Genomic DNA, 25,815 nt, shown 5'->3' on the forward strand with positions numbered 1-25,815 from the left:
TCACAACAAAGTGCTAAGGGGGCCGTGGGACTATCGAGCATCTGGCATTGGCTAATTTTGATGACAACAGCCATCATTTTTATGTTCCCCTATTTCAGCGTCACCAAGCGGGCGGCTTTTCCGGCAGGGAGATACTTAACTTGCCATTTTGGTGTCCATCGTGAACTTGATCATGATCTGGGTGTTCGTGCTCGCGAAGTGGCCGACTGTCGATCGGGTCTATTTAGGAAAACCGCTTCTCTTGGTCTTAAGGCCCCTTTAAGCCCGCCTTAACCCGTCCCGGCTAGAATGAACGTCCGGGCTGCAAAGCCGAGACAAGCCGTGACCCAAATCGATGCGAATCCTACTGGTAGAAGACGACCGAATGATTGCGGAAGGCGTCCGCAAGGCGCTGCGCAACGACGGATTCGCGGTGGACTGGGTGCAGGACGGTGAAGCGGCCCTGACGGCGGTAGGCGGCGAACCTTACGATCTCATGCTGCTGGACCTGGGATTGCCGAAACGCGACGGTCTCGATGTCCTCAAAAGCCTGAGAGCAAAAGGCAACGCATTGCCCGTGCTGATCGTCACCGCTCGGGACGCCATTGCCGACCGTGTAAAAGGCCTGGACGCCGGCGCCGACGACTATCTGGTCAAGCCTTTTGACCTCGACGAACTGGGCGCCCGCATGCGCGCCCTGATCCGCCGCCACGCCGGCCGCGGCGACTCCCTGATCCGCCACGGCGCATTAACGCTGGACCCCGTGGGCCACCAGGTCACGCTGGAAGGCAACCCCATTGCCCTCTCCGCCCGCGAATTCGCGCTGCTCGAAGCCCTGATGGCACGCCCGGGCGCGGTTTTATCGAAGAGCCAGCTTGAAGAAAAAATCTACGGCTGGGGTGAGGAAATCGGCAGTAACACGGTCGAGGTCTACATCCATTCGCTGCGCAAAAAGCTGGGGCCTGACCTCATCCGCAATGTCCGTGGACTCGGTTACATGGTATCGAAGGAAGCCTGATGCATTCCATTCGCCGCCAATTGCTGGTCTGGCTGCTGGCACTGGTGATCGTCGGCGTGGGGTTTGCGGGCTGGCTGATCTATCGTCAGGCGCTGGCCGAAGCGAACGAACTGTTTGATTATCAACTGGAACAGATTGCGGCCGCGCTGCCGTCGGAACCGTTTTCGTCCGTGCTGCAATCACGCAGCGACAGCGACGAGGGCGTCGTGATCCAGATCTGGAACCGCAACGGCGTGCTCATGTATTACTCGCACCCGCGCGTACCGCTTGCGCCCCACGCGGAACTGGGCTTTTCCACCGAATCCACGCCGCGCGGCGTATGGCGCGTCTACAGCGCGATTGTCGGCGATAACGTCGTCCAGCTCGCGCAGCCGGTGTCCATCCGCAATCGGCTGGCGGCCGGTGTGGCATGGCGGACCTTATGGCCGCTGGTAGTGTTGCTGCCGCTGCTCGGCCTGGCAATATGGATCATCGTCGGACGGGGTTTGAAGCCGCTGCAGCGCGTCACCCGCGCGCTCGACACGCGTCATCCCGAAGCGCTGGAGCCTTTACCCGACAACCGTTTGCCGGAAGAAGTCGTGCCCGTCGTGCGCGCGTTGAACGCGCTGCTCGTTCGCCTCGCGACTGCGCTGGATACGCAAAAGGCTTTCGTCGCCGACGCCGCCCACGAGCTTCGCACGCCGCTCGCCGCCGTGCAGATCCAGTCGCAACTGGTGGCGCGCGCGAAGGACGACGAGTCGCGCAAGGAAGCGCTCGACGACCTGCAAGCGGGTATCACGCGCGCCACGCGTCTGGCCGAGCAACTGCTTGCACTTGCGCGCTCCGAACCCGACGGCAAGCGTGAAACCAAGCCCGTGGACCTGCACGCGCTGCTGGATGAATGCGTTGGCGCGTCCGTGCTGGTGGCGCAACAGCGCGGTGTCGACCTGGGCATTGAAGCGAACGAACCGGCAACCATTTCCGGCGATGCCAACGCGTTGCGCGTGATGTTCAACAATCTCATCGACAACGCCACGAAATACACGCCCGACGGCGGACGGGTGGACGTCTGCCTGCAGGTGGACAACGGCACTCCCACGGTGGAAATCGCCGATACGGGCCCGGGCATTCCCGCCGATGAGCGCGAGCGGGTGTTCGACCGGTTTTATCGAGCGGGAATGGGCGCCAGCCGGGCGCGCACGGACGTGGCGGGCAGCGGCCTGGGCCTCGCGATCGTGCGCCGGATCGCGATGCAGCATGACGCGAAAGTTTCGCTCGCCGAATCGAAAAGCGGTGGTTTGCTGGTCTCCATTCAATTCAAAGCTGCTTTAAATCCCCCGCTTTAAGTGCCCTTTAAGCGGCGCCTCGTAATCTTCGTTTCATTCTGAAGCGCATCCCCGAGGAGCACACGATGAATTCGAAGATCATTTCCCGCAGCGCCATTGCGGTAGCCGTTGCCGCCGCCCTGTCGGCGGGTTACGTCGCAGGAAACCGGAACGTCCCGGCACCGCAGGTCATCACGCCGGCACAAGCCGCCATGATGCCGGCCGAAGCCGCTGCAAAGACCGGTATTCCGGATTTCTCCGGCCTGGTCGAAACCTACGGCCCGGCGGTCGTCAACATCAGCGCGAAGCACGTGGTCAAGACCGCGTCGCGCCGCAACGGCATGAATGGCGGCGGGAATGGCGGCAATCCGCAATTGCCGATCGATCCGAGCGATCCGTTCTACCAGTTCTTCAAGCACTTCTACGGTAATGGGGTGCCGGGCATGGGCGGCAACGACGGCCAGAACGCCGCCGATACCCCAAGCGAAAGCCTGGGTTCGGGCTTTATCGTGAGTAGCGATGGTTACATCCTGACCAATGCACACGTGGTGGACGGCGCGAACGTCGTCACGGTCAAGACCACCGACAAACGCGAATACCGCGCGAAAGTAATCGGCTCAGACAAGCAGTCGGATGTCGCCGTGCTGAAGATCGATGCGAAGAACCTGCCGACCGTCAAGATTGGCGATCCGAACGGCAGCAAGGTCGGCCAGTGGGTGGTCGCGATCGGCTCGCCTTACGGGTTCGATAACACCGTGACGTCCGGCATCATCAGCGCGAAATCGCGCTCGTTGCCGAACGAGAACTACACGCCGTTCATCCAGACTGACGTGCCGGTGAATCCGGGTAATTCCGGCGGCCCGCTTTTCAACCTGCAAGGCGAAGTGATCGGCATCAACTCGATGATCTATTCGCAGACCGGCGGCTTCCAGGGACTTTCGTTCGCAATCCCGATCAATGAAGCCATGAAGGTGAAAGACGCGCTGGTGAAGACGGGCCATGTGGATCGCGGCCGTCTTGGCGTGACCGTGCAGGGCATGGACCAGACGCTCGCGAAGTCGTTCGGCCTGCAAAGCCCGAATGGCGCGCTCGTGAGTTCGGTCGAAGCGGGCGGTCCGGCGGCGAAAGCCGGCCTGCAGCCCGGCGACGTGATCCTCTCAGTCGATGGCCAGCCGGTTGCGGATTCGAACGCGTTGCCGTCGCAGGTGGCGGCGCTCGCGCCGGGCACCACGACGAAGGTGCAGGTCTGGCGCGACAAGGCTACGAAGGACCTGAGCGTGACCGTCGGCACGTTGTCCGATGCCAAGACCGCAAGCGCGGGGCAGGGTGCCGACAAGGCCGATTCGGCATCGCAGGATGCGCGGTTGGGCGTCGCGGTCCGGCCACTGACGCCTGAAGAGAAGCAGAGTGCATCGCTGTCGCGCGGTCTGCTCGTGCAACAGGCGGGCGGCGCGGCGGAAAGCGCGGGCATCCAGGCGGGCGACGTAATCCTGGCGGTCAACGGCCAGCCTGTCACGACCGTGCAGCAATTGAAGACGATGGTGGCTCACGCTGGCGACAGCATCGCGTTGCTGATCCAGCGCGACGATGCGCAAATCTTCGTGCCGGTGGATCTCGGCTGATTGGGGATGATTGCCGGGTGATTTATTTAAATGTCGACTGAACGTCGGCCGATGCGGGAACAGGGCGGCGCCGGGTAGGCAACGGCGCCGCCCTGAAAATAGGGTAGATGCAGGTACGAACCGTGCTCATAGCTTCTCTCCCGAACCGCTTCGGCCCGACTGCCTTAAACATCGTGTGCTGGACGGCGGGAGACAAGCGGAACGCCGATGAAGGCGTCTGAAGTCCATAAGGAGCCGAGCACGATGACCAAGACGACTAAAGCAGCGATTGAAGCAACTACCGAGTCAAACACTGAAGCAAACACCGGCGCGTTGACTAAACACCACAGGTCCGCCGTGAGAAAGGCGTCCATTGCCCTGCTAGCGGCCGCGACGACGTTCGGGATGGCTGGCGGTGCATTCGCGCAGACCGTGGGCGGGGGAACGAGCGACACGAGCAGCGCCGGCAACACGAACGGCGGCGGGCTGCCGCAGATCCAGACACAGGGCGACGTTTCGTTCACGTCCGGCGGCGTGGGGTTGGACGAATCGCACGCGCTGATTCGCGAGCAGGCGCATTGGCCGCTTTCGTTGCGTTTCACGGGGCCGACGTCGGACTATCTCTCTGACGTCCACGTGCGGATTGCCGATGCAAAGAACGCCGAAGTCCTCAAGACCGACGCCATGGGTCCGTACATGCTGGTGAAGCTGCCTCCAGGCCACTACACGGTCTATGCCCGCTACAAGGATTCAGAAAAGAAGCAAGGGGTGACAGTGGCCGGTAACGGTGGAGCGAAGGCTGATTTCCATTGGTCCATGCAATAAACGTTTAAACACCATCAGACGCACCATCCGGCGCGGTGAGAAACCGTACGCAAAACCGCATATGAAACAAACGACTGCGGCGATGCTTTAAATATGGCCCAGGGTGTGGCGCTGGTACCAAAGACGTTGGCGGGGCTTGCACAGGCACCCCAAAGTTGTCCCATAATGAAAGCCACGGGTCCCGGAAAACCCGTGGTTTTTTTATGTCGCTGCTGCAAACGCGGCGGTGGCGGTTTAGTTTTTTTGTACCGGGAGCGCGCGATGAGCACCGACACCCATCACATTGAAATCTCGCTGAATACGCGACGCCATCGCGTGATTCATCAGGGCGTGACATTCGCCGACACCCGCGCAGCCTTGACGCTGATCGAAACAGGCAACGATCCGGTGCATTATTTCCCGCGCGCCGACGTCAATCTGGCACGGCTCTCAAAATCCACGCATACCTCGCATTGCCCCTACAAGGGCGATGCTACGTACTACCATCTGCTGACGGAGGACGGTCCGGTCGAAAACGCCGTCTGGAGTTACGAGCAGCCGAAAGAAGGCGTCGCGCAAATTAAAAATTATCTGGCGTTTTATCCGTCGCGGATCGATCGTATCGACGAGACGGCGGGTACCTGAAACGCCAGGTCGAAATCAAAACAGTCGACTGGCATGAGACCAGAGTAGGCGCTATGGGACCAGAGTAGGCGCTGAAGCGCTAACTCTGGTCGACACGCTAACTCTGGTCGACCGCAGATACCTGCATGGGACCAGAGTAAGCGCTGAAGCGCTAACTCTGGTCGACACAACGGGAGGGCCCGATGGAAGTCGCCGATGCCTTATGCATTCCGCTCGAACCCGCTCAGGTGCGCGAGGCTTTGGGAGATCTTGCGCTGGTGCGCGCGAGTATCGATAACTGCGAATCCCTGGTGCGCCTTGCCGGTGGCGAATACACGTTGAGGCTGACGGTGCCGCTTGGCGCGTTGCGGGCGCACTACGCGATTCGGGCACATGTTGCCGACGCAACCCGTTTGCCGCGCCATGATGGCCAATCCGGCGATGTCGACGCGCAAACCCTCAGTTTCAAGGCGCGTGGCGAAGGCGTGGGATCGTTGCGCGGACAAATCGCGGTGGCGCTGATTCCGGACGCGAACAGCGCATCGACGTGGATTGAATACACCGTCTGGGCGACGCTCACCGGGCCGCTGGCAGGTTTGCCGGCACGCCAGATCGAAAACTCGCTGCGCGAAGTTGCCGACGATTTTTTTATCGAATTCTGCGAAGTCGTACGCGCGAAGCATGGTCAGCCGCCGGCGGTTGTGCCCGGCCCCGCTGTTTCGCGCCGGCACGTATTCTTGCGACCGATCTCCATGTCGGCGGCGTTCGCGCGTCACGGCACGCCGGCCGCGCAAAAATCCCGCACGGCGGCAACCGCCGACGCTATTGGCGGCGTATTGCGCCACCGGCTGCCCGGTCACGCGCCTCGCCATCCTCATCCGCACAGCCTGCCCGCATGGGCGTGGGTCGCGATGATCTGCTGTGTCGCCGTGTTCCTGTTTCTCGCGCAGCGCTACGGCCTGCGATAGCAGCGCCGGCATTTTCGGCTAGCCCGCGGTTACAGAGGTCCGGCGGGACGCAGCAGCATGTGGGGGCTGTAGCGCATGACGTCGAAACAGGAATCGATCAGGCGCTCGGCATCATTCTTGAGGTCGATGCTCTCGGGCCACATCAGTGAGTCGTACAGAATGCCGGTGAAGAGCGCGTGCAGGATGGTGGTGGCGTGGTGCGTATCGAGCAACGCCGGCAACTGGCCTTTATCAACCGCATTGCGCAGTCCGCGCCCGATCTTCTCTTTCCCTTCGCGCATGTTCGTCTGATGCCGCTCGCGCACCGGCCCCATGTCTTCCACGAACTCACATTTCAGAAACAGGATGTCGAATACGCGCCGGCGCTGCTCGTCGAGCGCGATATTGCGCATGCACCAGATGAAGATGTCGCGGATCCGGCCAAGCGGATCGGCCTCTTTGGTGTCGAGCGTTGCTTCGACCAGTTCGTCAAGCGGCAACAGGCTGCGGTCGAACATGGCGGTGAACAGGTCGCCCTTGTTTGCAAAATGCCAATAGATTGCGCCGCGCGTAACGCCGGCTTCCAGCGCGATGTCGGCTAGTGTGGTGCGCGAAACGCCTTTCTCGAAAAAAACCCGTTCTGCTGCATCGAGAATACTATTGCGCGTCTCCGCCGCTTCTTCCTTGGTTCGTCTGACCATTGTTTCGTGGGTCCCAGCTAGCTCGCCTCGGCGCGATAAATGAGCGCCGTCTTACATTTGTACTGCAGCGACGTCAACCATTTGTTCATCGCTCGCCAGCCCTTCGAGACGATTCCCCTCGCACTGCTCTTGTTCACGTACGATCGTCTCTTTTACGTTCATTCATGAATGTATATACAATACCATCCGTCCAACGATAGCCCAAGTAGCACTGACCGGTTAATATCCGACACAGCTTTCATTCCGCCGTCCGTCCGCGTGGTCCATCCCTAAGGTCGTTGTCAGCGGCAGCCGTACATAGAGACGGCTCCCGGCGCGGAGGAACAATGATGGTCGGGGCACTGGTTTTTGCGCCCAATGGCTACTGGTAAGCGTCTTCAGACGCTCGTAGCGGCCCGCCCGTAGAAGGCGGCCGCGCACTTATTTCAATCTCAGTCTTTGACAGAGGTCGCTCCATGCGCGTCGAACGGGTTCCATTCCGCTTAATCAGTGCCGCGACGGCTGCCGTGATTCTTGCAGCCTGCGGACAAAAACAATCAGCACCGCCGCCCCAGACGCCCGAAGTCGGGGTCGTCACGATTCAACCCACCACCGTTCCTGTCGTGAGCGAACTGCCCGGCCGCACGAGCGCGTTTCTTGTCGCCCAGGTTCGTGCACGGGTCGACGGCATTGTGTTGCGCCGTGATTTCACGGAAGGCGCGGACGTGAAGGCCGGCGATCGACTTTACAAGATTGATCCGGCGCCGTACATCGCGGCCCTGAATACCGCCAAGGCAACGCTTGCCAAGGCGCAAGCCAACGTGATCACGCAGAACGCCCTGGCGGCGCGCTACAAGATCCTCGTCGCGGCAAACGCGGTCAGCAAGCAGGACTACGACAACGCCGTGGCGACTCAAGGGCAGGCCGTGGCCGACGTCGCGTCGGGCAAGGCCGCAGTAGACACGGCGCAGATCAACCTCGGTTATACGGACGTAGTCTCGCCTATCACGGGCCGCACGGGTTTGTCGCAGGTCACGCCGGGTGCTTACGTGCAGGCTAGCGCCGCGACGCTGCTGACCACCGTGCAACAACTCGATCCGGTCTATGTCGACCTGACGCAATCGAGCGTGGACGGTCTCAAGCTGCGCCGCGATATCCAGGAAGGCCGCTTGCAAACCAGCGGCGTCAACGCCGCCAAGGTCACGCTGATTCTCGAAGACGGCCGCGCGTATCCGGAACCGGGCAAGTTGCAGTTCTCCGACGTGAGCGTGGACCAGGGCACCGGTTCGGTCACGGTGCGCGCGATTTTCCCGAACAAGGACCGCGTGCTGCTGCCGGGCATGTTCGTGCGCGCCAGTATTGACGAGGGTGTGAACGACAAGGCGCTGGTGGTCCCGCAAGTCGGCGTGACGCATGACCAGAAGGGCCAGCCGACGGCGCTGGTGGTCGGCCCGGACAACAAGGTCGTGTTGCGTCAACTGGTGACGTCGGGTACCTACGGCGACAAGTGGGTCGTGGATAGCGGCCTGAATCCGGGCGATCGCGTGATCGTGCAGGGGACGGAAAAAGCCCGGCCCGGTGCAACCGTGAAGGCTGTCGATGCACAACTGCCGGCTCAGGCGGCGTCAGACGCTGGCGCGGGCGCGGCTCCGGCTGCTGCCGTCGCTGGCGCAAGCGGCGCGGCGGCTTCGAGCAATCCGGCACCCGCATCCGCGGCATCAGGCGCGTAATCAGGCGCAATAAAAGGGAGCCTGTTTCATGGCAAAGTTCTTTATCGATCGCCCGATTTTCGCGTGGGTGATCGCCATTATTCTGATGCTGGCGGGGATCGCTTCGATCTTCACCTTGCCGGTCGCGCAGTATCCGACCATCGCACCGCCGGCCATTCAGATCAGTGCTACGTACCCGGGTGCGTCCGCCAGCACGGTGGAAAACACGGTAACGCAGGTGATCGAGCAGCAGATGAGCGGCCTCGATCACTTGCTCTACCTGTCTTCCACCAGTGATGACTCCGGCACGGCCACCATTACGCTGACCTTCGCGGCCGGCACGAATCCGGACATCGCGCAGGTTCAGGTGCAGAACAAGCTGCAACTCGCGACGCCGCTCTTGCCGCAAGCCGTTCAGCAGCTCGGCTCCAAGGTGACGAAGTCGAGCAGCAGCTTCTTGATGGTGATGGCATTCGTTTCCACAGACGGCAGCATGGGCCGTTACGACCTCGCTAACTACGTGGCGTCGAAGGTGGAAGATCCGGTCAGCCGTATCGACGGGGTTGGGACAGTGACGTTGTTCGGCTCGCAATTCGCCATGCGGATCTGGCTGGATGCGACCAAGCTGAACAACTTCGCGTTGACGCCGCTCGACGTGACGAACGCTGTCGCCGCGCAGAACGTGCAGGTGGCAGGCGGCGGCTTGGGCGGTACGCCGGCGGTGCCGGGCCAGATGCTGCAGGCGACCATTACGGAAGCCACGTTGCTGCAAACGCCTGAGCAGTTCGGCAACATCCTGCTGAAGGTGAATCAGGATGGCTCGCAAGTGCGCCTGAAGGACGTGTCGCGCATCGAGCTGGGCGGTGAGAACTACAACTTCGACACGAAGTACAACGGTCAACCGACCGCCGGCTTCGGTATCCAGCTCGCCACGGGCGCCAACGCGCTGAACACGGCGAAACTGGTGCGCGCGAAGATCGACGACCTGTCGAAGTATTTCCCGCCGGGCCTGGTCGTGAAGTATCCGTACGACACCACGCCGTTCGTGAAGCTGTCTATTGAGGAAGTGGTCAAGACGCTGATCGAAGGGATCGTGCTGGTGTTCCTGGTCATGTATCTGTTCCTGCAAAACCTGCGGGCCACGCTGATTCCGACCATCGCCGTGCCGGTCGTGTTGCTGGGTACCTTCGCGGTCATGGGGCTGGTGGGTTTCTCCATCAATACGCTCTCCATGTTCGGGCTGGTGCTCGCCATCGGCTTGCTGGTGGACGATGCGATCGTGGTGGTGGAAAACGTCGAGCGAGTGATGGCCGAGGAGGGCTTGTCTCCAAGGGATGCCACCCGCAAGGCGATGGACCAGATTACCGGCGCGCTGGTGGGCGTCGCGCTCGTGCTGTCGGCCGTGTTCGTGCCGGTGGCGTTCTCGGGCGGGTCGGTGGGCGCGATCTACCGGCAGTTTTCGCTGACTATTGTCGCGGCCATGATCTTGTCCGTGCTGACCGCGTTGATTTTGACGCCGGCATTGTGCGCGACCCTCCTGAAGCCAATCGAGAAGGGTCATCACGACGAGAAGAAGGGGTTCTTCGGCTGGTTCAACCGCACTTTCGCCAAGAGCCAGGACAAGTATCACAGCGGCGTGCAGCACGTTATCCGCCGCTCGGGCCGTTGGCTGATCATCTATCTGGTCGTGATCGTCGCGGTGGGTTTCCTGTTCGTCCGCCTGCCGAAGTCGTTCTTGCCTGACGAAGACCAGGGCACGATGTTCGTGCTCGTCCAGGCGCCGGCGGGTTCGACGCAGGAGCGTACGGCCAAGGTGCTCGCCGACGTAACCAACTGGCTGCTGACGGACCAGAAAGACATCGTCGAAGCGGTCTTTACGGTGAACGGCTTCAGCTTCGCGGGCCGCGGCCAGAACGCGGGCCTGGTGTTCGTGCGGATGAAGGACTACGGCGAACGGCAGCGCGCGGACCAGAAGGTGGGCGCGCTGGTCGGACGCATGTTCGGGCACTTCGCGGGCTATAAGGACGCGATGATCATCCCGGTCAATCCGCCGTCCATTCCGGAACTGGGCACGGCGTCGGGCTTCGACTTCGAGTTGGAGGATCGCTCGGGTGTTGGTCACGCAAAGCTGATGGAAGCGCGCAACATGCTGCTCGGCATGGCGGCGAAAGATCCCACGCTCGCGCAGGTTCGTCCTAACGGCCTGAACGATACGCCGCAGTTCAAGGTGAACGTGGATCGCGAGAAGGCGAACGCGCTGGGTCTGTCGCCTGCGACCATCGACAACGTGTTCTCGATCGCGTGGGCTTCGTCGTACGTGAACAACTTCCTGGACGTCGATAACCGGATCAAGAAGGTCTACGTACAGGGCGACGCGCGGTTCCGCATGAGCCCGGAAGACCTGAACAAGTGGTACGTGCGCAATAGTGCCGGCGCGATGGTTCCGTTCGGTGCGTTCGGTACGGGCGAATGGATCTACGGTTCGCCGAAGCTCGAACGCTACAACGGTATTTCAGCGGTTGAAATCCAGGGTGCGGCAGCGCCGGGCAAATCGACGGGTCAGGCCATGCAGGCCATCGAGGCGATCGCGGCGAAGTTGCCGGCCGGTATTGGCTACGAATGGACGGGCTTGTCGCTGCAGGAACGCCAGTCGGGGTCGCAGGCGCCAATTCTTTACGGCATCTCGATTCTCGTCGTGTTCCTGTGTCTTGCGGCGTTGTATGAAAGCTGGTCGATTCCGTTCTCGGTGATCATGGTCGTGCCGCTCGGTATTTTGGGCGCGTTGCTCGCGGCTACCTTGCGCGGGCTCGAAAACGACGTGTTCTTCCAGGTCGGCTTGCTGACTACGGTCGGGTTGTCGGCGAAAAACGCGATTTTGATCGTGGAATTCGCACGCGATTTGCGCAGTCAGGGCAGGACCACGGTCGAAGCGGCAATGGAAGCGGCGCGCTTGCGGTTGCGCCCGATTCTGATGACGTCGCTGGCGTTCATTCTCGGCGTGTTGCCGCTTGCAATCAGTAACGGCGCGGGTTCAGCCAGCCAGCACGCAATTGGTACAGGCGTGATCGGCGGGATGTTGACCGCAACCTTCCTGGCAATTTTCATGATCCCGATGTTCTTTGTGGTGATCAGCAAAATCAGCCACGACAAGGGTACGCCGCACCACGAACACGACGGCGATGGCAACGGCGGCAATGGTGACCACGGCGGCACGCCTGCTCCGGCCAAGGAAGGACATTGAGATGCTAAAACACTCCTTGATAGCGGCAGCGGTCGCGCTTTTTGCGGCTGGCTGCACGATGGCGCCGAAGTACGAGCGCCCGGCGGCGCCCGTCGACCAGACGTTCCCGACGGGCGGCATCTATGACAGGCAGCCGGACGCGGCTTCGCCAGGCGGCGCGGCGCAGGCAAAGCCGGCGGTGGACATCGGCTGGCGCGATTTCTTCGTCGACGCGCGCTTGCAGCAGATCGTTGCAATCGCGCTGAAGAACAACCGCGATCTGCGGGTGTCCATGCTTAACGTGGCCGCGGCGCGCTCGCAGTATCAGATCACGCGTTCCGAGTTGCTGCCCACGCTTGACGCAGTCGGGTCGCAGACCAAGACGCGAACACCGAGGGATCTGTCGTTGTTTAATCAGACGCTCTCTACCGACTATTCGGTCGGGGTGAACGCGTCCTGGGAAATCGACTTCTTCGGGCGGATTCAGAGCTTGAAGGATCAGGCGCTCGAGCAGTATTTCGCGCTTGCGGAAACACGCAAGGCGGCGGAAATCTCGCTGGTGTCGCAAGTTGCCGACCAGTACCTGACCATGCTTTCGGACGACGACCAGCTCACCGTCACGCGCAATACGCTGAAGACGGCGCAGGAGTCGTATCGGATCACGAAGCTGCAATTCGATAACGGCGTGGGCACCGAGCTCGACGTGACTCAGTCTGAGGGCATCCTGCAGCAGGCTGCCGCCAACCTGCAGTCGCAATTGCGTCTGCGGGCGCAGGCCGAGAATGCGCTGGTGCTGCTGATCGGTGAGCCGTTGCCGGCAGATTTGCCGCCGGGCCTGCCGCTCGACAGCCAGAACCTGCTCGCCGATATCCCCGCCGGGCTGCCTTCGGACCTGCTTGTGCGGCGTCCGGATATTGCGTCGGCGGAGCATTCGCTGCTCGCGGCGAACGCGAATATCGGTGCGGCGCGTGCGGCGTTTTTCCCGAAGATTTCACTGACGGGTAACTTCGGGACGCTCGCGCCTTCGCTTGGCACGTTGTTCAAGCCGGGTTCGGCGGCGTGGTCGTTCGCACCGCAAATCTCGATTCCGATTTTCGAGGGCGGCGCTAACCTGGCCAACCTGGATCTGGCTCAGATCCAGAAGCGCATCGAGATCGCGAATTACGAGAAGGCGATCCAGACGGCGTTCCGCGAAGTAGCGGACGGGCTGGCCGCGCGCGGCACGTACGACGAGCAGATCAAGGCGCTGGAGTTGTATGTGAAGTCGCAGGCTCGCGGGCTGGAGCTGTCGGATATGCGGTATCGCAACGGCGTGGACAACTATCTGAGCGTGCTGACGGCCCAGACGAACCTGTACACCGCGCAGCAGTTGCTGATTACGGCGCGGCTGAACCGGGTGACGAATCTCGTCGATTTGTATCGTGAGCTGGGCGGCGGCTGGGTCGAGCATGCGGGCGATCAGCCACGTCCTTCGGATGCAATGCCGAATTACCGTGATATCGGCACGCCGACGGCGGCTGTTGCGCCTGCGGCTTCCGGTACGACGGTCAGCTCGGCTTCGGCTTCGGCGGGTTCTGCGAAGCTGGTACCGGTACAACATCTGGTGCCGGCGGCGAAGCCGCAGGTTGATGCCGAGGGGAAAACAGTGGGATCGGCAGGGTAAATTTGTAGGTGGTTCAGATGTTGAAAAACCGCAGCCTTTTGGGGCTGCGGTTTTTTTATTGGTCTCTCAGGTTTGCACTGACATCGATTCGCTCAAGGAATCTTATGAATGGTCTTGATGCGTTTCCTCAGTGCTTCACCTTCGCCGTCCCATCGAAATCCCTTCCGGCATGACGGATCGCGCAGGTCGCGTCGCGTTCCTTCTTCACCCCGTTAAACACAATATTCAGCAGCACCGCCGACACCGACGCCAGCAAGATTCCGCTATGAAGAATGGGTTCCAGCGCATGCGGCAACTGTGAGAAGAACTTCGGCGCGACCACCGGCACGAGTCCCAGGCCAATACTCACCGCGACGATAAACAAGTTGTGGTGGTTCTTGACGAAGTCGACCTTCGACAGCACCTTGATCCCGTTCGCCGCGACCATGCCGAACATGACGATGCCCGCGCCGCCGAGCACGAACGGCGGTACCGATGCCACCACCTGCGCCATCTTCGGAAACAGCCCGAGCGCCACGAGGATCACGCCGCCGGTCGCACAGACGAAGCGGCTCTTCACACCCGTGACGCCGATCAGCCCGACGTTCTGCGAGAACGACGTATGCGGAAACGAGTTGAAGATCCCGCCAATCAGCGTGCCCAATCCATCCACTCTCAGTCCGCGCACCAGCGCATCCTGATCGACGGGACGCTCGACCATGTCACCGACAGCCAGGAACATGCCCGTCGATTCGATGAAGGTCACGAACATGACGATGACCATCGTTGCAATGGAAAGCGGGTCGAAGTGCGGCAGGCCGAAGTGAAACGGCAGCACGATGCCGACCCAAGGCGCGTTCGTCACGCCGTCGAGATCGACGCGCCCAAGCGACATGGCAATCCCGAACCCCGCCACGATCCCGAGCAACACCGAAATATTCGCGACAAACCCGCGAGCAAACTTGTTGATCATCAGGATCAAGGTGAGCACGACAAGCGCCAGCAGCAGATAAACCGGATTGCCGTACTCGGGGTTCCCGACACCGCCGGCCGCCCAGTTGATACCCACGCCCATCAGCGACAAACCGATCACCGCGATCACCGTGCCGACCACCACGGGCGGGAAAAAGCGCAGCAACTTGCCGATCATCGGTGCGAGAAAAATCCCCACCACGCCCGCTGCGATCGTCGCGCCGAATATATCGAGAATGCCGAGCCCCGGATTCGTGCCGATAGCGACCATCGGGCCGACGGCGGCAAACGTGCAGCCCATGATGACCGGCAAGCGGATGCCGAAGATCCACAGGCCCAGCGTCTGGATAAGGGTCGCGACGCCGCACGAGAACAGATCGGCGCTGATGAGGAACGCGATCTGGTCTTTCGGCAGCTTGAGCGCCGCGCCGAGAATCAGCGGGACCGCGACGGCGCCTGCGTACATCACGAGTACATGCTGAATGCCTAGCGTAAGCAGCTGGGCGGCGGGTAACCGTTCGTCGCACGGGTGAACCGGGATTGATGCCATGTCGTTTCTGTCTCCAATGTCGACCGGAGTTGGCGCTTTAGCGCCTTACTCCGGTCCCATGCAATTGTTTGCGTTGATCCGAGCGTGTCCCTCGAATTAGTGATTCAAGGTAAGCGGCGCAAAAAATGAGAACAAGTCGACGTTGGCGTATGGCCCCCTTAGCCGCGCTGATATGCCGCGAGTGCCTTAATATCGCGTCTGGCGCAGTGAAGCCACGGCTGGCGGGCGAAGGACGATTTGCGTCGCGCTTCGCAAGGCGTCCAGATACGAGGCGTGGTTATGATGGTTATCCGCCGCACCGCATAGTCTGTTTTCCAGAGGCGCGGCGCGGGCAGCGGGTAAACCCGTCGCAACCCGTTTTTTCAGCTTATTTTTCTACGAATCTCCATGCGATTTCTTGGCATCGATCTGGGCACGGCATCGCTGAAACTCGCTATCGTCGATGAAGACGGTCACGAACGTGCCTTCGCGAGCGCCGCGTACGCAGTCACGACGCCGTTTCCCGGCTGGGCCGAAACGCCCGTCGAATCCTGGTGGAATGCGCTGCGCGATGCAGCCGCACGCCTGCCCGCCCATGAGCGCGAGCAGGTGAATGCAATCGGTTTCTCCGGGCAGATGCATGGCGTCGTAGTCACCGACGAGAACAACCACGCGCTGCGTCCCGCGATGTTATGGCCCGATACCCGCGCGCTCGATTTGCTCGACGCGTGGCGCCCGCCGCAAGCGAATCCCGTCGCGCCCGGCATGGCGGGGCCACTGCTGCGCTGGCTCGTGGTGAACGAGCCCGCAGTGATGAGCAAGACGCGCTGGGCCTTGCAGCCGAAAGACTGGCTGCGCACGGCGTTGGGCGGCGAAGTCTGCACTGATCCGTCGGACGCGTGCGCCACCGCGCTAGCCGCACCTTCGGGCGTGTGGGACGACGCGCTTATCGCGGAAATCGGGCTGCGGCGGGAGTGGTTCGCGCCGCTCGCGCCATCGTATGCAGCGGCCGGCACGTTGAACGCGGAGGGCGCGAAACTGCTCGGGCTGCGCGCGGGAATAGTGCTGGCTGTGGGCGCGGGCGACACTGCTTGCGCCGCGCTCGGCAGCGGTCTTTTTGCCGATGGCGACGCGTTGCTGACCACCGGCAGCGGCGGCCAGATCGTGGTGATGTCGACGGATGCGCCGGCCTCTGTCATCGGGCTGCACGCGTATCGCGCGGCGACTGACCAGTGGTATCGGATGGCTGCGATGCAGAACGTGGGCGTGGCGCTCGAAGCGGTGCGCGGCTGGCTCGGCTACACGAACTGGCCGAGCGCTTATGAAGACGCGTTCAGTGCGCCGGCATCCACGCGCGTGACGTTCTTGCCGTACGTGAGCGGCGAACGTTCGCCGTGGATGAATCCATCGGCGAGGGGCGGGTGGCTCGGCTTGGGTCTTGGCGACACACGCGGCACGATGATGCGCGCGGCTTTCGAAGGCGTAGCGTTTGCCTTGCGTGCCGGCCTCGATGCCATTCGTCTGAACGCGGGACCCTCGGCCGCGGTACGAACCCTGCGGCTTGCCGGCGGCGGCTCGATCGATCCGCGCTGGCGTCAGCTTCTTGCCGACGCGCTGGACGCCGAGCTGCAAGCCGTCGATTGCCCGAACGCGGCGACGCGCGGCGCGGCGATCCTTGGCGGCATCGCGCTCGGGTCCTGGCACGCGGCGGATCTGGAGGTGCTGGCGCCGTCGGCGACGCTGGTTGCATCGCCGGGTGGTGCAGATAGCGACGGGGCTTTGGCGCTCCGTCATACGCGTTTCATCGATTTATACCAGCGTAACGCGAGCTGGTTTTAACGCTCGTTTCCACCTCCGCTTACACTAACGCTCGCCCAAGCGAATCCAAAGACAGTACGAACAGCCTCATACGAATATGTCCGATACAACCACGTCCCCGGCTACACATCCCGACCATCCCGACTTTCGCTCGCGTGAGTTCCTGCTCGATCACGCACTGCGGACCATGACGTTTTATCATCCGCACTGCATGGACCCGGCGGGCGGTTTCTATCATTTCTACAAGGATGACGGCACGATTTATGACCGCAAGTCGCGGCATCTGGTGTCGAGCACGCGCTTCGTTTTCAACTATGCCATGGCGTACAAGCACTTCGGCCTCGATGAGTATCGCGGTGGTGTCCGGCATGGCATTGAATACTTGCGTGAGTTTCATCGTAATCCGCAGACCGGTGGTTATGCGTGGACGCTCAGCGGCCGCGATGTCACCGATGCCACCAATCATTGCTACGGCCTCGCGTTCGTCGTGCTGGCATATGCGAAGGCACTGGAAGCCGGATACGAAGAAGCGCGCGGGTACCTGGAAGAAACCTGGGACCTGATGGAGACGCACTTCTGGGACGCGGCTCACGGCCTGTACAAAGACGAAGCGAGTGCGGACTGGGTGGTGTCGGACTATCGCGGACAAAACGCCAACATGCATGCCTGCGAAGCGATGCTCGCTGCGTTCGAGGCGTCGCAGGATGTGCGTTACCTGGACCGTGCCGCGCTGCTTGCGGACAACATGGTGAATCGTCAGGCTGAGCTTGCCGGCGGCCTGGTCTGGGAGCACTACAAGCCGGACTGGTCGGTCGACTGGGAATACAACAAGGGCGACAAGACCAACATCTTCCGGCCGTGGGGATTCCAGCCGGGCCATCAGACCGAATGGGCGAAGCTGCTGCTGATTCTCGACCGGCATCGTCCGGACCCATGGCACGTCACGCGTGCACGAGAACTGTTTGATCGTGCGCTGGAATTTTCCTGGGACCACGAACACGGCGGGATGGTTTACGGCTTCGATATCAAGGGCGAGTTCTACGACGAAGACAAGTATTTCTGGGTCCAGGCAGAATCATTGGCCGCCGCCGCGTTGCTCGCCGATCAAGCCGCGCAAGCCGGTGATTCGGCTACGGCAGCGCGTTACTGGACCGAGTACGACCGTTTGTGGACCTACAGCTGGGACCATTTCGTCGATCACAAATGGGGCGCGTGGTACCGGATACTCGTGCGCGACAACACGAAATACAGCAACGAAAAAAGTCCGGCCGGCAAGGTCGACTATCACACCATGGGTGCATGCTACGAAGTACTAAATGTTGTGTCATGACATGGTGCGACGCATTGCCTGCCCACTCTGAATCAACGATCAACGAAAGGAGCCAGACATGAAGACCAAAGCCGCCATTGCATGGGAAGCCGGAAAGCCGCTCACCATAGAGGAAGTCGATCTCGAAGGACCGCGCGCCGGTGAAGTGCTGATTGAAGTGAAAGCGACCGGCATTTGCCATACCGACTACTACACGCTCTCGGGCGCCGATCCGGAAGGCATCTTCCCGGCAATTCTCGGGCATGAAGGCGCGGGTATCGTGGTCGATGTCGGCCCGGGCGTGGGCACGTTGAGGAAGGGCGATCACGTCATTCCGCTCTATACGCCTGAATGCCGCCAGTGCAAGTTCTGTCTGTCGCGCAAGACTAATTTGTGCCAGGCCATTCGTTCCACGCAAGGCCGCGGCTTGATGCCGGATGCCACGTCGCGCTTTTCCATCGGCGGGAAGCCGCTGTTCCATTACATGGGCACATCGACGTTTTCGAACTACATCGTTGTGCCGGAAATCGCGGTGGCGAAGGTGCGTGAAGATGCGCCTTTCGACAAGATCTGCTACATCGGTTGCGGTGTGACGACGGGTGTGGGCGCGGTCGTGTATTCGGCGAAGGTCGAAGCCGGCGCGAACGTGGTGGTGTTCGGGCTGGGCGGTATCGGCTTGAACGTGATCCAGGGCGCGAAGATGGTTGGGGCGGACAAGATCATTGGCGTTGACCTGAACCCGGGCCGTGTGGAACTCGCGAAGAAGTTCGGCATGACGCACTTCATCAACCCGAACGAAGTGCCGAATGTGGTCGACCACATCGTGCAGTTGACCGACGGCGGCGCGGACTATTCGTTCGAATGTATCGGCAACACGAAGGTGATGCGTCAGGCGCTGGAATGCACGCATAAGGGCTGGGGCCAGTCGTTCATCATCGGCGTGGCGGCGGCGGGCGAGGAGATCAGCACGCGGCCGTTCCAGCTGGTCACGGGCCGTGAGTGGAAGGGCTCGGCGTTCGGCGGCGCACGCGGGCGTACCGACGTGCCGAAGATCGTGGACTGGTATATGGAAGGCAAGATCAATATCGACGATCTGATCACGCATACGCTGCCGCTCGAACGCATCAATGAAGGTTTCGACCTGATGAAGAAGGGCGAATCGATCCGCTCGGTGGTGTTGTATTAAGCGAAGCGCCAACTGAGGCGGCGCGCCAAAAACGGCGCGCTGTCCCGGCGAAAAAAAGAAGGGGTGAAGCAATGCTGGAACTTGTGGAAGAACATCGGTGCTACGGCGGCGTGCAGCGAACCTATAAACACGACTCGCAATCGATCGGCTTGCCGATGCGGTTCTCGGTGTTTTTGCCAGCCGAGGCATCGACCGGCAAAGTGCCCGCGTTGTTCTATCTCGCTGGCCTCACTTGCACGGAAGAGACCTTTCCGATCAAGGCCGGCGCGCAGCGTTATGCCTCTGAGCATGGCATCGCGTTGATCGCGCCTGATACGAGCCCGCGCGGTGCGGGCGTACCGAACGAAAGCGCTGCGTGGGACTTCGGCGTAGGTGCGGGGTTTTACGTCGATGCCACGCAGGAACCGTGGGCGCGTAATTATCGGATGTACTCGTATGTGACGCAGGATCTGCGCACGGCGGTGCTTGCCGAATTGCCGGTGCGTGAGGATCGGCTGGGTATTTTCGGACACTCGATGGGCGGCCACGGCGCGCTGGTTCTCGCGTTGAAGAACCCGGACATTTATAAGTCGGTGTCCGCGTTCGCGCCGATCGCTGCGCCCGCGCAATGTCCTTGGGGCGTGAAGGCGTTTTCAGGCTATCTCGGCGAGGATCGGGAAACGTGGAAGCAGTATGACGCGAGCGAACTGGTGAAGAACGCGGCGTCGAACTTTGCAGCAGGGATCCTGATCGACCAGGGTCTCGCCGATAACTTCCTCGCAGCGCAGTTGCATCCGGAGTTATTCGAAGCGGCGGCGAAGGCGGCAGGGCAGAAGGTGACCGTGCGCAGGCATGATGGCTATGACCACGGGTATTACTTCATCTCGACGTTTATCGGCGAGCATATTGCGTTTCATGCACGCACGCTGTGTGCTTGAGAGTGGGTCAGGCGGAAGCGCGTGGGGCGCTTTCGCTTGCGATTTCATCGTCCGGGTTTTCAGGCGGTTCTGCCCACCCGTCGAACGGATCACGGGCATAGATCCCTTGATTACGGTCTTCCATGCTCAGGAAACCCTCGGGCACGTCAACGTCTTTAAGCAACGCGAAGAACTCATTCCAGTCAGCGGCTCGATTCATTTTCGTCCCAACAAACTCAACCCATACACCCCTGCCGCGAGGATCGTGATCCAGAAGCTTGTCGGCCAGTCGGTGTAATACGCCAGCGTCAATCCCAACCACGCCTGCACCAGCGCAAAAACCGCCGCGAGCAGTACGCCGGTCGATAGCCGCGTCGCCAGGTTTTGCGCCGCTGCGGCCGGTCCCACCATCAACGCGAAGACGAGCAAAACGCCCACGATCTGCGTCGATGCCGCCACCGCCAGCGCCGTGATCGCAAGGAACAGGATGGACACGAGGCGCAGCGATACCCCTTTGGCTTCGGCCAATTCGGGTTGGAGCGAAGCGAACAACAACGGCCGCATGATGATCGCGAGTGCGCCGAGACTGACCACCGCGAGCCCGGCCAGCACCACGAGCGTGTCATGGTTCACGCCGAGCACATTGCCGAACAGCAGCGCCGTTGCCTGACTCGCATACGCGGTGAAGAAGTGCAGGAACAGCAAGCCGAAGCCGAGCGACAACGTCAGGATCACGCCGATGGCGACATCGCGTCCGGTCAGCTTTTCGCCGAGCGCGCCCATGCCGATACCCGCCGCGAGCGTGAAGCCGATCATGCCCCAGAGCGGCGACATGCCGACCAGCACCGCGCCGGTCGCGCCGGTGAAACCCACGTGCGATAACGCGTGACCCGCAAAGGTCTGGCCGCGCAGCACGAGGAAGTAGCCGACCACGCCCGCGAGCACCGCGACAATCCCCGACGCCGCGAAGGCGTTTTGCATGAACTCGTATTCAAACATCGTGGGAATGCGTTCCGGTGTGGTGGTGAGTGTGACTGTGATCGTGGTCGTGGTCGTGGGAATGTCCGTTCGGACCGTCCTCGTGCGCGTGATCGAGCTTGTCGACTTCCACGTCGCCGGCCATCACGAAGATGCGGCCGTTCACGCGCATCACGTCAATCGGCGATCCATATAGCTGCGATAAAACCGGCTTCGTGATGACTTCATCGATCGTACCGAGCGCCGCGCGGCCATTGCCGAGATACAGCACACGGTCGATGGAGTTCAGCAGCGGGTTGAGCTCGTGCGCCGAGAACAGCACGGTAATGCCGAGTTCGCGCTGCACGCTCCGCACGAGATCGACCACGCCGGTTTGATGCCGCGGATCGAGGCTGATCAGGGGTTCATCGAGAAGCAGGAGTTTGGGGTCGCCGAGCAGGCATTGTGCGAGCAGCAAACGCTGCCGTTCGCCGCCCGACAATTCCGACAATGGCCGCGCGGCGAGCGAGCGTCCACCGACCAGATCGAGTACGCGATCGACATCGGCACGCGCCGCGGCGCTTGCGCGCGGCAGGCCCCAGCGATGACCATCGGCGGCCATGGCGACGAAGTCGCGGCCGCGCAGATGCCGGCCGGCAAGACCGCTGCGCGTTTGCGGCATGTAGCCAACGGACGGATTACCCCGTACGACCGCCGCGCCGTTCACATGAATCGTTCCCTTCGATAACGGCAGCAACCCCAGCATCGCGCGCATCAGCGTGGTCTTGCCGGCGCCGTTCGGACCCAGCACGCCGATAAACTCGCCCGCCGCCACGCTGAAGCTGGCGTCCTTCAGGATCGATCGTCCGCCAAGTTCGAGCGCAACGTGCTCGACTTCCAGCGCACCGGCTTTACCTCGTGTGGAACCCGTCATTGCAACGCGCCTGCAAGCGCGAACGTCCTATTGCCACATCCCGTCATTGTGTCTTTCCCTGCAGCGCAACCGACAGCGCGTCGAGTTGCGACGTCATCCATGTCTGGAAGGTCTTGCCGGCGGGCAGCGTCTCGGTGACGCTGATGCTCGGCACGTGTGAATCGTGGGCCACTTTCAACATGCGCTTCGTGAGTGCTTCCGTCGCCTGACTGTTATAGATCAGCACGTGCACGCGACGCTCGCGCAGATCTTTTTCGAACGCGGCAATATCCGTTGCGCTCGGTTCCGTGTCGTTCATCGCGGCCAGCTGGAAGCGGTTATTGCGCATGTCGAGGCCGATCGCGTCCGACATATAACCGAACACCGGTTCCGTCGCTGTCACGGGTACGCCCTTATATTGGCTCTTGAGCGCGGCAACCTTGTCGTCGATGGGTTTCACCGATGCCAGGAACGTCGCCAGACGCGCGTCGTAGTCAGCCTTGTGCGCCGGGTCCGCCTGGACCAGATAGTCGCTCACCGCTTTCGCCACCGTCGGCATGGTCGCCGGGTCGTACCAGAGATGCGGATTATCGCCGGATTTCCTGCCCATCAGTTGCGCCGCGACGATAGTCGTGCGCCCCTTGCCCTTCGATGCCGACAGCAGCTTGTCCATCCACGGATCGTAGTCGGCGCCGTTATACACGACAAGCGCCGCATTCTGCAACGCGCGCGCGGTCTTCGGGCTGGCTTCGAACAGATGCGGATCTTCGTCGGGGTTGCTCAGGATGCTCGTCACCTGGACATGATTGCCGCCGAGCTGGCGCACGACATCGCCGTAGAAATTCTCGGCCGCGACCACCGGCACCACGCCTGTGGATGCCGTTTGCGCCGTGGCTGGGCCGCAGAAGCTGGCAGATAAAAGGGCGGCGCAGCTCAGGATGACGGCGGCAAGTTTGCTCATGGTGTTTCCTGGAATAAGGGTGGATAGAGGCTGACGGTGTGTATAGCGTCCGCGTTCTGCATGCCCACTGTGCAGGCGTGACTGCCGGCGTGACCCTCTCGGCTACGTCCGTTCGAACCGGTCGTGATGATATAACGTATCACTACATTTTGCATCCACTGACGTATTACGAAAGCCTATCCGGGCCTTGTTCCAGACACTCGCCCATAACCCGCAAACCCGCGCCGGTTGGGGTTTTCCCGCAGTTTTGAGGTGCTTTGCGCGCCGCAGCATCGAAACATGGCGGCGTGCCTTGACACCGCCTCACACCTCACCGATCATTCGACCAAACAGAGAGCAATTGATCGCGCATAGAGCGTTCGCTCACTATCGCGTGTTTCAAGTGTGCAATTTCAAGTAGCCGAATCAGAGACGAACCAACCGGAGACAGCCGTGAGACTGCAGGACAAGGTAGCAATCGTGACGGGTGCGGCAAGCGGGATTGGCGAAGCGGTCACGAAGCGATTTCTGGACGAGGGCGCGAAAGTCGTCGTCGTCGATCTGAAGGACGAAACCGAGTTGGCGCAGCGTTTTGCGGACCACGCTGACCGCGTACTGGCCATCAAGGCCGATGTCACGAAGCGCGAGGACCTGGAGCGCATTGTCGCGACCTCCGTCGATAAGTTTGGCGGTATCGACATCCTGTTCAACAACGCGGCGCTCTTCGACATGCGCCCGATCCTCGACGAATCCTGGGACATCTTCGACCGCCTCTTCTCGGTCAACGTGAAGGGCATGTTCTTCCTGATGCAACTCGTCGCGCAACGCATGGTGGAGCAGGGCCGTGGCGGCAAGATCGTGAACATGTCGTCGCAGGCCGGGCGTCGCGGCGAGGCGCTAGTTTCCCACTATTGCGCAACCAAAGCCGCCGTGATCAGCTACACACAATCGGCCGCACTCGGGCTCGCCCAGCATGGCATCAACGTGAACAGCATTGCACCAGGCGTTGTCGATACCCCGATGTGGGAGACGGTCGACGCGCTCTTCGCGAAGTACGAAAACCGCCCGCTGGGTGAGAAAAAACGGCTGGTTGGCGAGGCCGTGCCGCTCGGCCGCATGGGCCTGCCGAACGATTTGACGGGTGCGGCGCTGTTCCTCGTATCGGCGGATTCGGACTACATCACGGCACAAACGCTGAACGTGGACGGCGGCAACTGGATGAGTTGACGGCGCGCGTTGCATGCGCGCATCAGGACGCCGTCGCAGGGAAGATCGCCAGTGAAGATCAATTACCGCAACACCTGTACTACCCGAGTATCGACTGCTTCAAGCAACGCCACGCAAGACCAGCGCCCGTGCTAACGATAAAGGAGACGAAACAACATGAAACGCGCCAACTTCACCCTCAAGACCCTGCCGATGCGCTCGCTCGCATTCGCCGCATTCGCTGTTGCCGCGATTGCGCCAATTGCCGCGAAGGCCGCGACCGTGACGATCGCGACGCTCAACAACCCGGACATGATCGAGTTGAAGAAGCTGTCGCCGGCGTTCGAAAAAGCGAATCCGGACATTCAACTGAAGTGGGTCATCCTCGAAGAAAACGTGCTGCGCCAGCGCGCCACCACCGACATCACCACGAACAGCGGCCAGTTCGACGTGATGGCGATCGGCACCTATGAAGCGCCGCAGTGGGGCAAGCGCGGCTGGCTTGCGCCCATGACGAACCTGCCGGCCAATTACGATATTGACGATGTGGTGAAAACCGCGCGCGACGGCCTCTCGTATAACGGCCAGTTGTACGCGTTGCCGTTCTACGTCGAAAGCTCGATGACGTATTACCGCAAGGACCTGTTCGATGCCGCCGGCCTGAAGATGCCAGACCAGCCGACCTACGACCAGATCAAGCAATTCGCCGACAAGCTCACCGACAAATCCAAAGGCCAGTACGGCATCTGCTTGCGCGGCAAAGCGGGTTGGGGCGAGAACATGGCGTTTTTCTCGACGGTCGTGAATACGTTCGGCGGCCGCTGGTTCGACGAGAAATGGCAAGCACAGCTCAATACCCCGGAATGGCACAAGGCCCTCACGTTCTACTCGGACCTGCTGAAGAACGATGGGCCGCCGGGAGCCAGCTCGAACGGTTTCAACGAGAACCTGACGCTGATGTCGTCGGGCAAGTGCGCAATGTGGATCGACGCGACGGTGGCGGCGGGCATGTTGTACAACAAGGCACAGTCGCAAGTGGCTGACAAGATCGGCTTCGCGGCAGCACCGGTCGCGGTCACCCCGAAGGGCTCGCACTGGTTGTGGTCGTGGTCGCTCGCGATTCCGAAGACCTCCAAGTCGCAGGACGCCGCGAAGAAGTTCGCGACGTGGGCTACGTCGAAGGAGTACATCGAACTGGTTGCGAAGGACGAAGGCTGGGCCTCGGTTCCCCCGGGCACGCGCAAGTCGACCTACGCCAATCCGGAGTACAAGAAGGCGGCACCGTTCGGCGACTTCGTGCTGAGCGCTATCGAATCGGCGAACCCGAACGATGCAACGCTGCAAAAGGTGCCGTACACCGGTGTCCAGTTCGTCGGGATTCCTGAATTCCAGTCGTTCGGAACCGTGGTTGGCCAGTCGATCGCCGGTGTGGTCGCCGGACAGACGACGGTCGATGCCGCGCTGACAGCCGGCAACGCCGCAGCGAATCGTGCCGTGAAGCAAGCTGGGTACCAGAAATAAGGGCTCAAAGCAGCAACTTGTTGCGCCTAACGTAGGACAG

At 61.4% G+C, this 25,815-nt stretch carries 21 protein-coding genes; 15 read left to right on the top strand and 6 right to left on the bottom strand.

Annotation, left to right across the window (positions count from 1 at the left end):
- Positions 1-334 precede the first annotated feature (334 nt).
- The 6 genes from ACSQ8V_RS03220 (at position 335) to ACSQ8V_RS03245 (ending at position 6,298) form a co-directional block, all read left to right on the top strand.
- Positions 335-997, top strand: coding sequence for a response regulator (locus tag ACSQ8V_RS03220; protein ID WP_213768659.1), 663 nt, complete (start codon positions 335-337; stop codon positions 995-997).
- Positions 997-2,322: an ATP-binding protein gene (locus ACSQ8V_RS03225; protein WP_436204876.1), complete on the top strand. Its 1,326-nt coding sequence runs from the start codon at positions 997-999 to the stop codon at positions 2,320-2,322. The genes ACSQ8V_RS03220 and ACSQ8V_RS03225 overlap by 1 nt, the downstream gene beginning before the upstream one ends.
- A 65-nt stretch (positions 2,323-2,387) precedes the next feature.
- A complete protein-coding gene (locus tag ACSQ8V_RS03230) occupies positions 2,388-3,923 on the top strand; it encodes a DegQ family serine endoprotease (RefSeq protein WP_213768661.1) in 1,536 nt (511 codons plus the stop codon).
- A gap of 243 nt (positions 3,924-4,166) precedes the next feature.
- Entirely contained in the window at positions 4,167-4,727 is a 561-nt protein-coding gene (locus tag ACSQ8V_RS03235) for a carboxypeptidase regulatory-like domain-containing protein (protein WP_436204877.1), read from the top strand.
- Between the two features lie 261 nt (positions 4,728-4,988).
- Entirely contained in the window at positions 4,989-5,351 is a 363-nt protein-coding gene (locus ACSQ8V_RS03240; RefSeq protein WP_213768662.1) for a DUF427 domain-containing protein, read from the top strand.
- A gap of 182 nt (positions 5,352-5,533) precedes the next feature.
- Positions 5,534-6,298, top strand: a complete 765-nt coding sequence (locus ACSQ8V_RS03245) for a CoxG family protein (protein ID WP_213768663.1) — start codon at positions 5,534-5,536, stop codon at positions 6,296-6,298.
- 29 nt (positions 6,299-6,327) lie between these two features.
- On the opposite strand, the gene ACSQ8V_RS03250 is transcribed toward ACSQ8V_RS03245, so the two are convergent.
- Positions 6,328-6,978 (bottom strand): TetR family transcriptional regulator, encoded by a 651-nt coding sequence (locus ACSQ8V_RS03250; protein WP_436204878.1) that lies wholly within the window; start codon positions 6,976-6,978, stop codon positions 6,328-6,330.
- Positions 6,979-7,433: 455 nt separating this feature from the next.
- Between ACSQ8V_RS03250 and ACSQ8V_RS03255 the strand changes: the two genes are divergently transcribed.
- The 3 genes from ACSQ8V_RS03255 to ACSQ8V_RS03265 are packed head-to-tail and all read left to right on the top strand — an operon-like array spanning position 7,434 to position 13,549.
- Positions 7,434-8,687 carry an efflux RND transporter periplasmic adaptor subunit gene (locus tag ACSQ8V_RS03255; protein WP_436204879.1) on the top strand — a complete coding sequence of 418 codons (1,254 nt, stop codon included), beginning with the start codon at positions 7,434-7,436 and terminating at the stop codon, positions 8,685-8,687.
- A 28-nt stretch (positions 8,688-8,715) separates the two neighbouring features.
- Positions 8,716-11,907, top strand: coding sequence for an efflux RND transporter permease subunit (locus ACSQ8V_RS03260; protein ID WP_436204880.1), 3,192 nt, complete (start codon positions 8,716-8,718; stop codon positions 11,905-11,907).
- A 1-nt stretch (position 11,908) separates the two neighbouring features.
- Complete coding sequence (locus ACSQ8V_RS03265) at positions 11,909-13,549, top strand: efflux transporter outer membrane subunit (protein ID WP_436204881.1); 1,641 nt, start codon at positions 11,909-11,911, stop codon at positions 13,547-13,549.
- A 127-nt stretch (positions 13,550-13,676) separates the two neighbouring features.
- Here ACSQ8V_RS03265 and ACSQ8V_RS03270 read toward each other — a convergent pair whose 3' ends face one another.
- Entirely contained in the window at positions 13,677-15,050 is a 1,374-nt protein-coding gene (locus ACSQ8V_RS03270) for a nucleobase:cation symporter-2 family protein (protein WP_436204882.1), read from the bottom strand.
- Between the two features lie 387 nt (positions 15,051-15,437).
- On the opposite strand from ACSQ8V_RS03270, the gene ACSQ8V_RS03275 reads away from it, so the two are divergent.
- The 4 genes from ACSQ8V_RS03275 to fghA all read left to right on the top strand — a co-directional run bounded on the left by ACSQ8V_RS03275 (position 15,438) and on the right by fghA (position 20,259).
- On the top strand, positions 15,438-16,868 hold the full coding sequence (locus ACSQ8V_RS03275; protein ID WP_436204883.1) for a xylulokinase: 1,431 nt from the start codon (positions 15,438-15,440) through the stop codon (positions 16,866-16,868).
- A 76-nt stretch (positions 16,869-16,944) separates the two neighbouring features.
- Positions 16,945-18,177 carry an AGE family epimerase/isomerase gene (locus tag ACSQ8V_RS03280; protein ID WP_436204884.1) on the top strand — a complete coding sequence of 411 codons (1,233 nt, stop codon included), beginning with the start codon at positions 16,945-16,947 and terminating at the stop codon, positions 18,175-18,177.
- Between the two features lie 58 nt (positions 18,178-18,235).
- On the top strand, positions 18,236-19,342 hold the full coding sequence (locus tag ACSQ8V_RS03285) for an S-(hydroxymethyl)glutathione dehydrogenase/class III alcohol dehydrogenase (RefSeq protein ID WP_436204885.1): 1,107 nt from the start codon (positions 18,236-18,238) through the stop codon (positions 19,340-19,342).
- 71 nt (positions 19,343-19,413) lie between these two features.
- Complete coding sequence (gene fghA, locus ACSQ8V_RS03290) at positions 19,414-20,259, top strand: S-formylglutathione hydrolase (RefSeq protein WP_436204886.1); 846 nt, start codon at positions 19,414-19,416, stop codon at positions 20,257-20,259.
- 7 nt (positions 20,260-20,266) lie between these two features.
- On the opposite strand, the gene ACSQ8V_RS03295 is transcribed toward fghA, so the two are convergent.
- Genes ACSQ8V_RS03295 through ACSQ8V_RS03310 form a run of 4 tightly spaced genes read right to left on the bottom strand, consistent with a single transcriptional unit; the run spans position 20,267 to position 23,069 of the window.
- Positions 20,267-20,458: a hypothetical protein gene (locus ACSQ8V_RS03295; protein WP_213768673.1), complete on the bottom strand. Its 192-nt coding sequence runs from the start codon at positions 20,456-20,458 to the stop codon at positions 20,267-20,269.
- Positions 20,455-21,237 (bottom strand): metal ABC transporter permease, encoded by a 783-nt coding sequence (locus tag ACSQ8V_RS03300; protein ID WP_436204887.1) that lies wholly within the window; start codon positions 21,235-21,237, stop codon positions 20,455-20,457. Before ACSQ8V_RS03300 ends, ACSQ8V_RS03295 begins: the two co-directional genes overlap by 4 nt.
- On the bottom strand, positions 21,230-22,129 hold the full coding sequence (locus ACSQ8V_RS03305) for an ABC transporter ATP-binding protein (protein ID WP_436204888.1): 900 nt from the start codon (positions 22,127-22,129) through the stop codon (positions 21,230-21,232). The genes ACSQ8V_RS03300 and ACSQ8V_RS03305 overlap by 8 nt, the downstream gene beginning before the upstream one ends.
- Positions 22,130-22,172: 43 nt before the next feature.
- Positions 22,173-23,069 carry a metal ABC transporter solute-binding protein gene (locus ACSQ8V_RS03310; RefSeq protein ID WP_436204889.1) on the bottom strand — a complete coding sequence of 299 codons (897 nt, stop codon included), beginning with the start codon at positions 23,067-23,069 and terminating at the stop codon, positions 22,173-22,175.
- 432 nt (positions 23,070-23,501) lie between these two features.
- Between ACSQ8V_RS03310 and ACSQ8V_RS03315 the strand changes: the two genes are divergently transcribed.
- Together ACSQ8V_RS03315 and ACSQ8V_RS03320 are read left to right on the top strand one after the other, a co-directional pair.
- Positions 23,502-24,275, top strand: a complete 774-nt coding sequence (locus ACSQ8V_RS03315) for an L-iditol 2-dehydrogenase (RefSeq protein WP_213768677.1) — start codon at positions 23,502-23,504, stop codon at positions 24,273-24,275.
- Between the two features lie 192 nt (positions 24,276-24,467).
- Positions 24,468-25,775 carry an ABC transporter substrate-binding protein gene (locus ACSQ8V_RS03320; RefSeq protein ID WP_255631794.1) on the top strand — a complete coding sequence of 436 codons (1,308 nt, stop codon included), beginning with the start codon at positions 24,468-24,470 and terminating at the stop codon, positions 25,773-25,775.
- The last annotated feature ends 40 nt before the right edge of the window (positions 25,776-25,815 follow it).

This window comes from Caballeronia sp. LjRoot31 (assembly GCF_964253885.1).
Taxonomy (GTDB): Bacteria; Pseudomonadota; Gammaproteobacteria; order Burkholderiales; family Burkholderiaceae; genus Caballeronia.

What these genes read in the sequence shown, in the direction of transcription:
- ACSQ8V_RS03295 (WP_213768673.1), bottom strand. Translation starts at nt 20,458, where the DNA reads ATGAATCGAGCCGCTGACTGGAATGAGTTCTTCGCGTTGCTTAAAGAC.
- ACSQ8V_RS03270 (WP_436204882.1), bottom strand. Translation starts at nt 15,050, where the DNA reads ATGGCATCAATCCCGGTTCACCCGTGCGACGAACGGTTACCCGCCGCC.
- ACSQ8V_RS03305 (WP_436204888.1), bottom strand. Translation starts at nt 22,129, where the DNA reads ATGACGGGTTCCACACGAGGTAAAGCCGGTGCGCTGGAAGTCGAGCAC.
- ACSQ8V_RS03275 (WP_436204883.1), top strand. Translation starts at nt 15,438, where the DNA reads ATGCGATTTCTTGGCATCGATCTGGGCACGGCATCGCTGAAACTCGCT.
- ACSQ8V_RS03300 (WP_436204887.1), bottom strand. Translation starts at nt 21,237, where the DNA reads ATGTTTGAATACGAGTTCATGCAAAACGCCTTCGCGGCGTCGGGGATT.
- ACSQ8V_RS03245 (WP_213768663.1), top strand. Translation starts at nt 5,534, where the DNA reads ATGGAAGTCGCCGATGCCTTATGCATTCCGCTCGAACCCGCTCAGGTG.
- ACSQ8V_RS03225 (WP_436204876.1), top strand. Translation starts at nt 997, where the DNA reads ATGCATTCCATTCGCCGCCAATTGCTGGTCTGGCTGCTGGCACTGGTG.
- fghA (WP_436204886.1), top strand. Translation starts at nt 19,414, where the DNA reads ATGCTGGAACTTGTGGAAGAACATCGGTGCTACGGCGGCGTGCAGCGA.
- ACSQ8V_RS03255 (WP_436204879.1), top strand. Translation starts at nt 7,434, where the DNA reads ATGCGCGTCGAACGGGTTCCATTCCGCTTAATCAGTGCCGCGACGGCT.
- ACSQ8V_RS03280 (WP_436204884.1), top strand. Translation starts at nt 16,945, where the DNA reads ATGTCCGATACAACCACGTCCCCGGCTACACATCCCGACCATCCCGAC.
- ACSQ8V_RS03240 (WP_213768662.1), top strand. Translation starts at nt 4,989, where the DNA reads ATGAGCACCGACACCCATCACATTGAAATCTCGCTGAATACGCGACGC.
- ACSQ8V_RS03230 (WP_213768661.1), top strand. Translation starts at nt 2,388, where the DNA reads ATGAATTCGAAGATCATTTCCCGCAGCGCCATTGCGGTAGCCGTTGCC.
- ACSQ8V_RS03320 (WP_255631794.1), top strand. Translation starts at nt 24,468, where the DNA reads ATGCGCTCGCTCGCATTCGCCGCATTCGCTGTTGCCGCGATTGCGCCA.
- ACSQ8V_RS03250 (WP_436204878.1), bottom strand. Translation starts at nt 6,978, where the DNA reads ATGGTCAGACGAACCAAGGAAGAAGCGGCGGAGACGCGCAATAGTATT.
- ACSQ8V_RS03285 (WP_436204885.1), top strand. Translation starts at nt 18,236, where the DNA reads ATGAAGACCAAAGCCGCCATTGCATGGGAAGCCGGAAAGCCGCTCACC.
- ACSQ8V_RS03235 (WP_436204877.1), top strand. Translation starts at nt 4,167, where the DNA reads ATGACCAAGACGACTAAAGCAGCGATTGAAGCAACTACCGAGTCAAAC.
- ACSQ8V_RS03260 (WP_436204880.1), top strand. Translation starts at nt 8,716, where the DNA reads ATGGCAAAGTTCTTTATCGATCGCCCGATTTTCGCGTGGGTGATCGCC.
- ACSQ8V_RS03220 (WP_213768659.1), top strand. Translation starts at nt 335, where the DNA reads ATGCGAATCCTACTGGTAGAAGACGACCGAATGATTGCGGAAGGCGTC.
- ACSQ8V_RS03265 (WP_436204881.1), top strand. Translation starts at nt 11,909, where the DNA reads ATGCTAAAACACTCCTTGATAGCGGCAGCGGTCGCGCTTTTTGCGGCT.
- ACSQ8V_RS03310 (WP_436204889.1), bottom strand. Translation starts at nt 23,069, where the DNA reads ATGAGCAAACTTGCCGCCGTCATCCTGAGCTGCGCCGCCCTTTTATCT.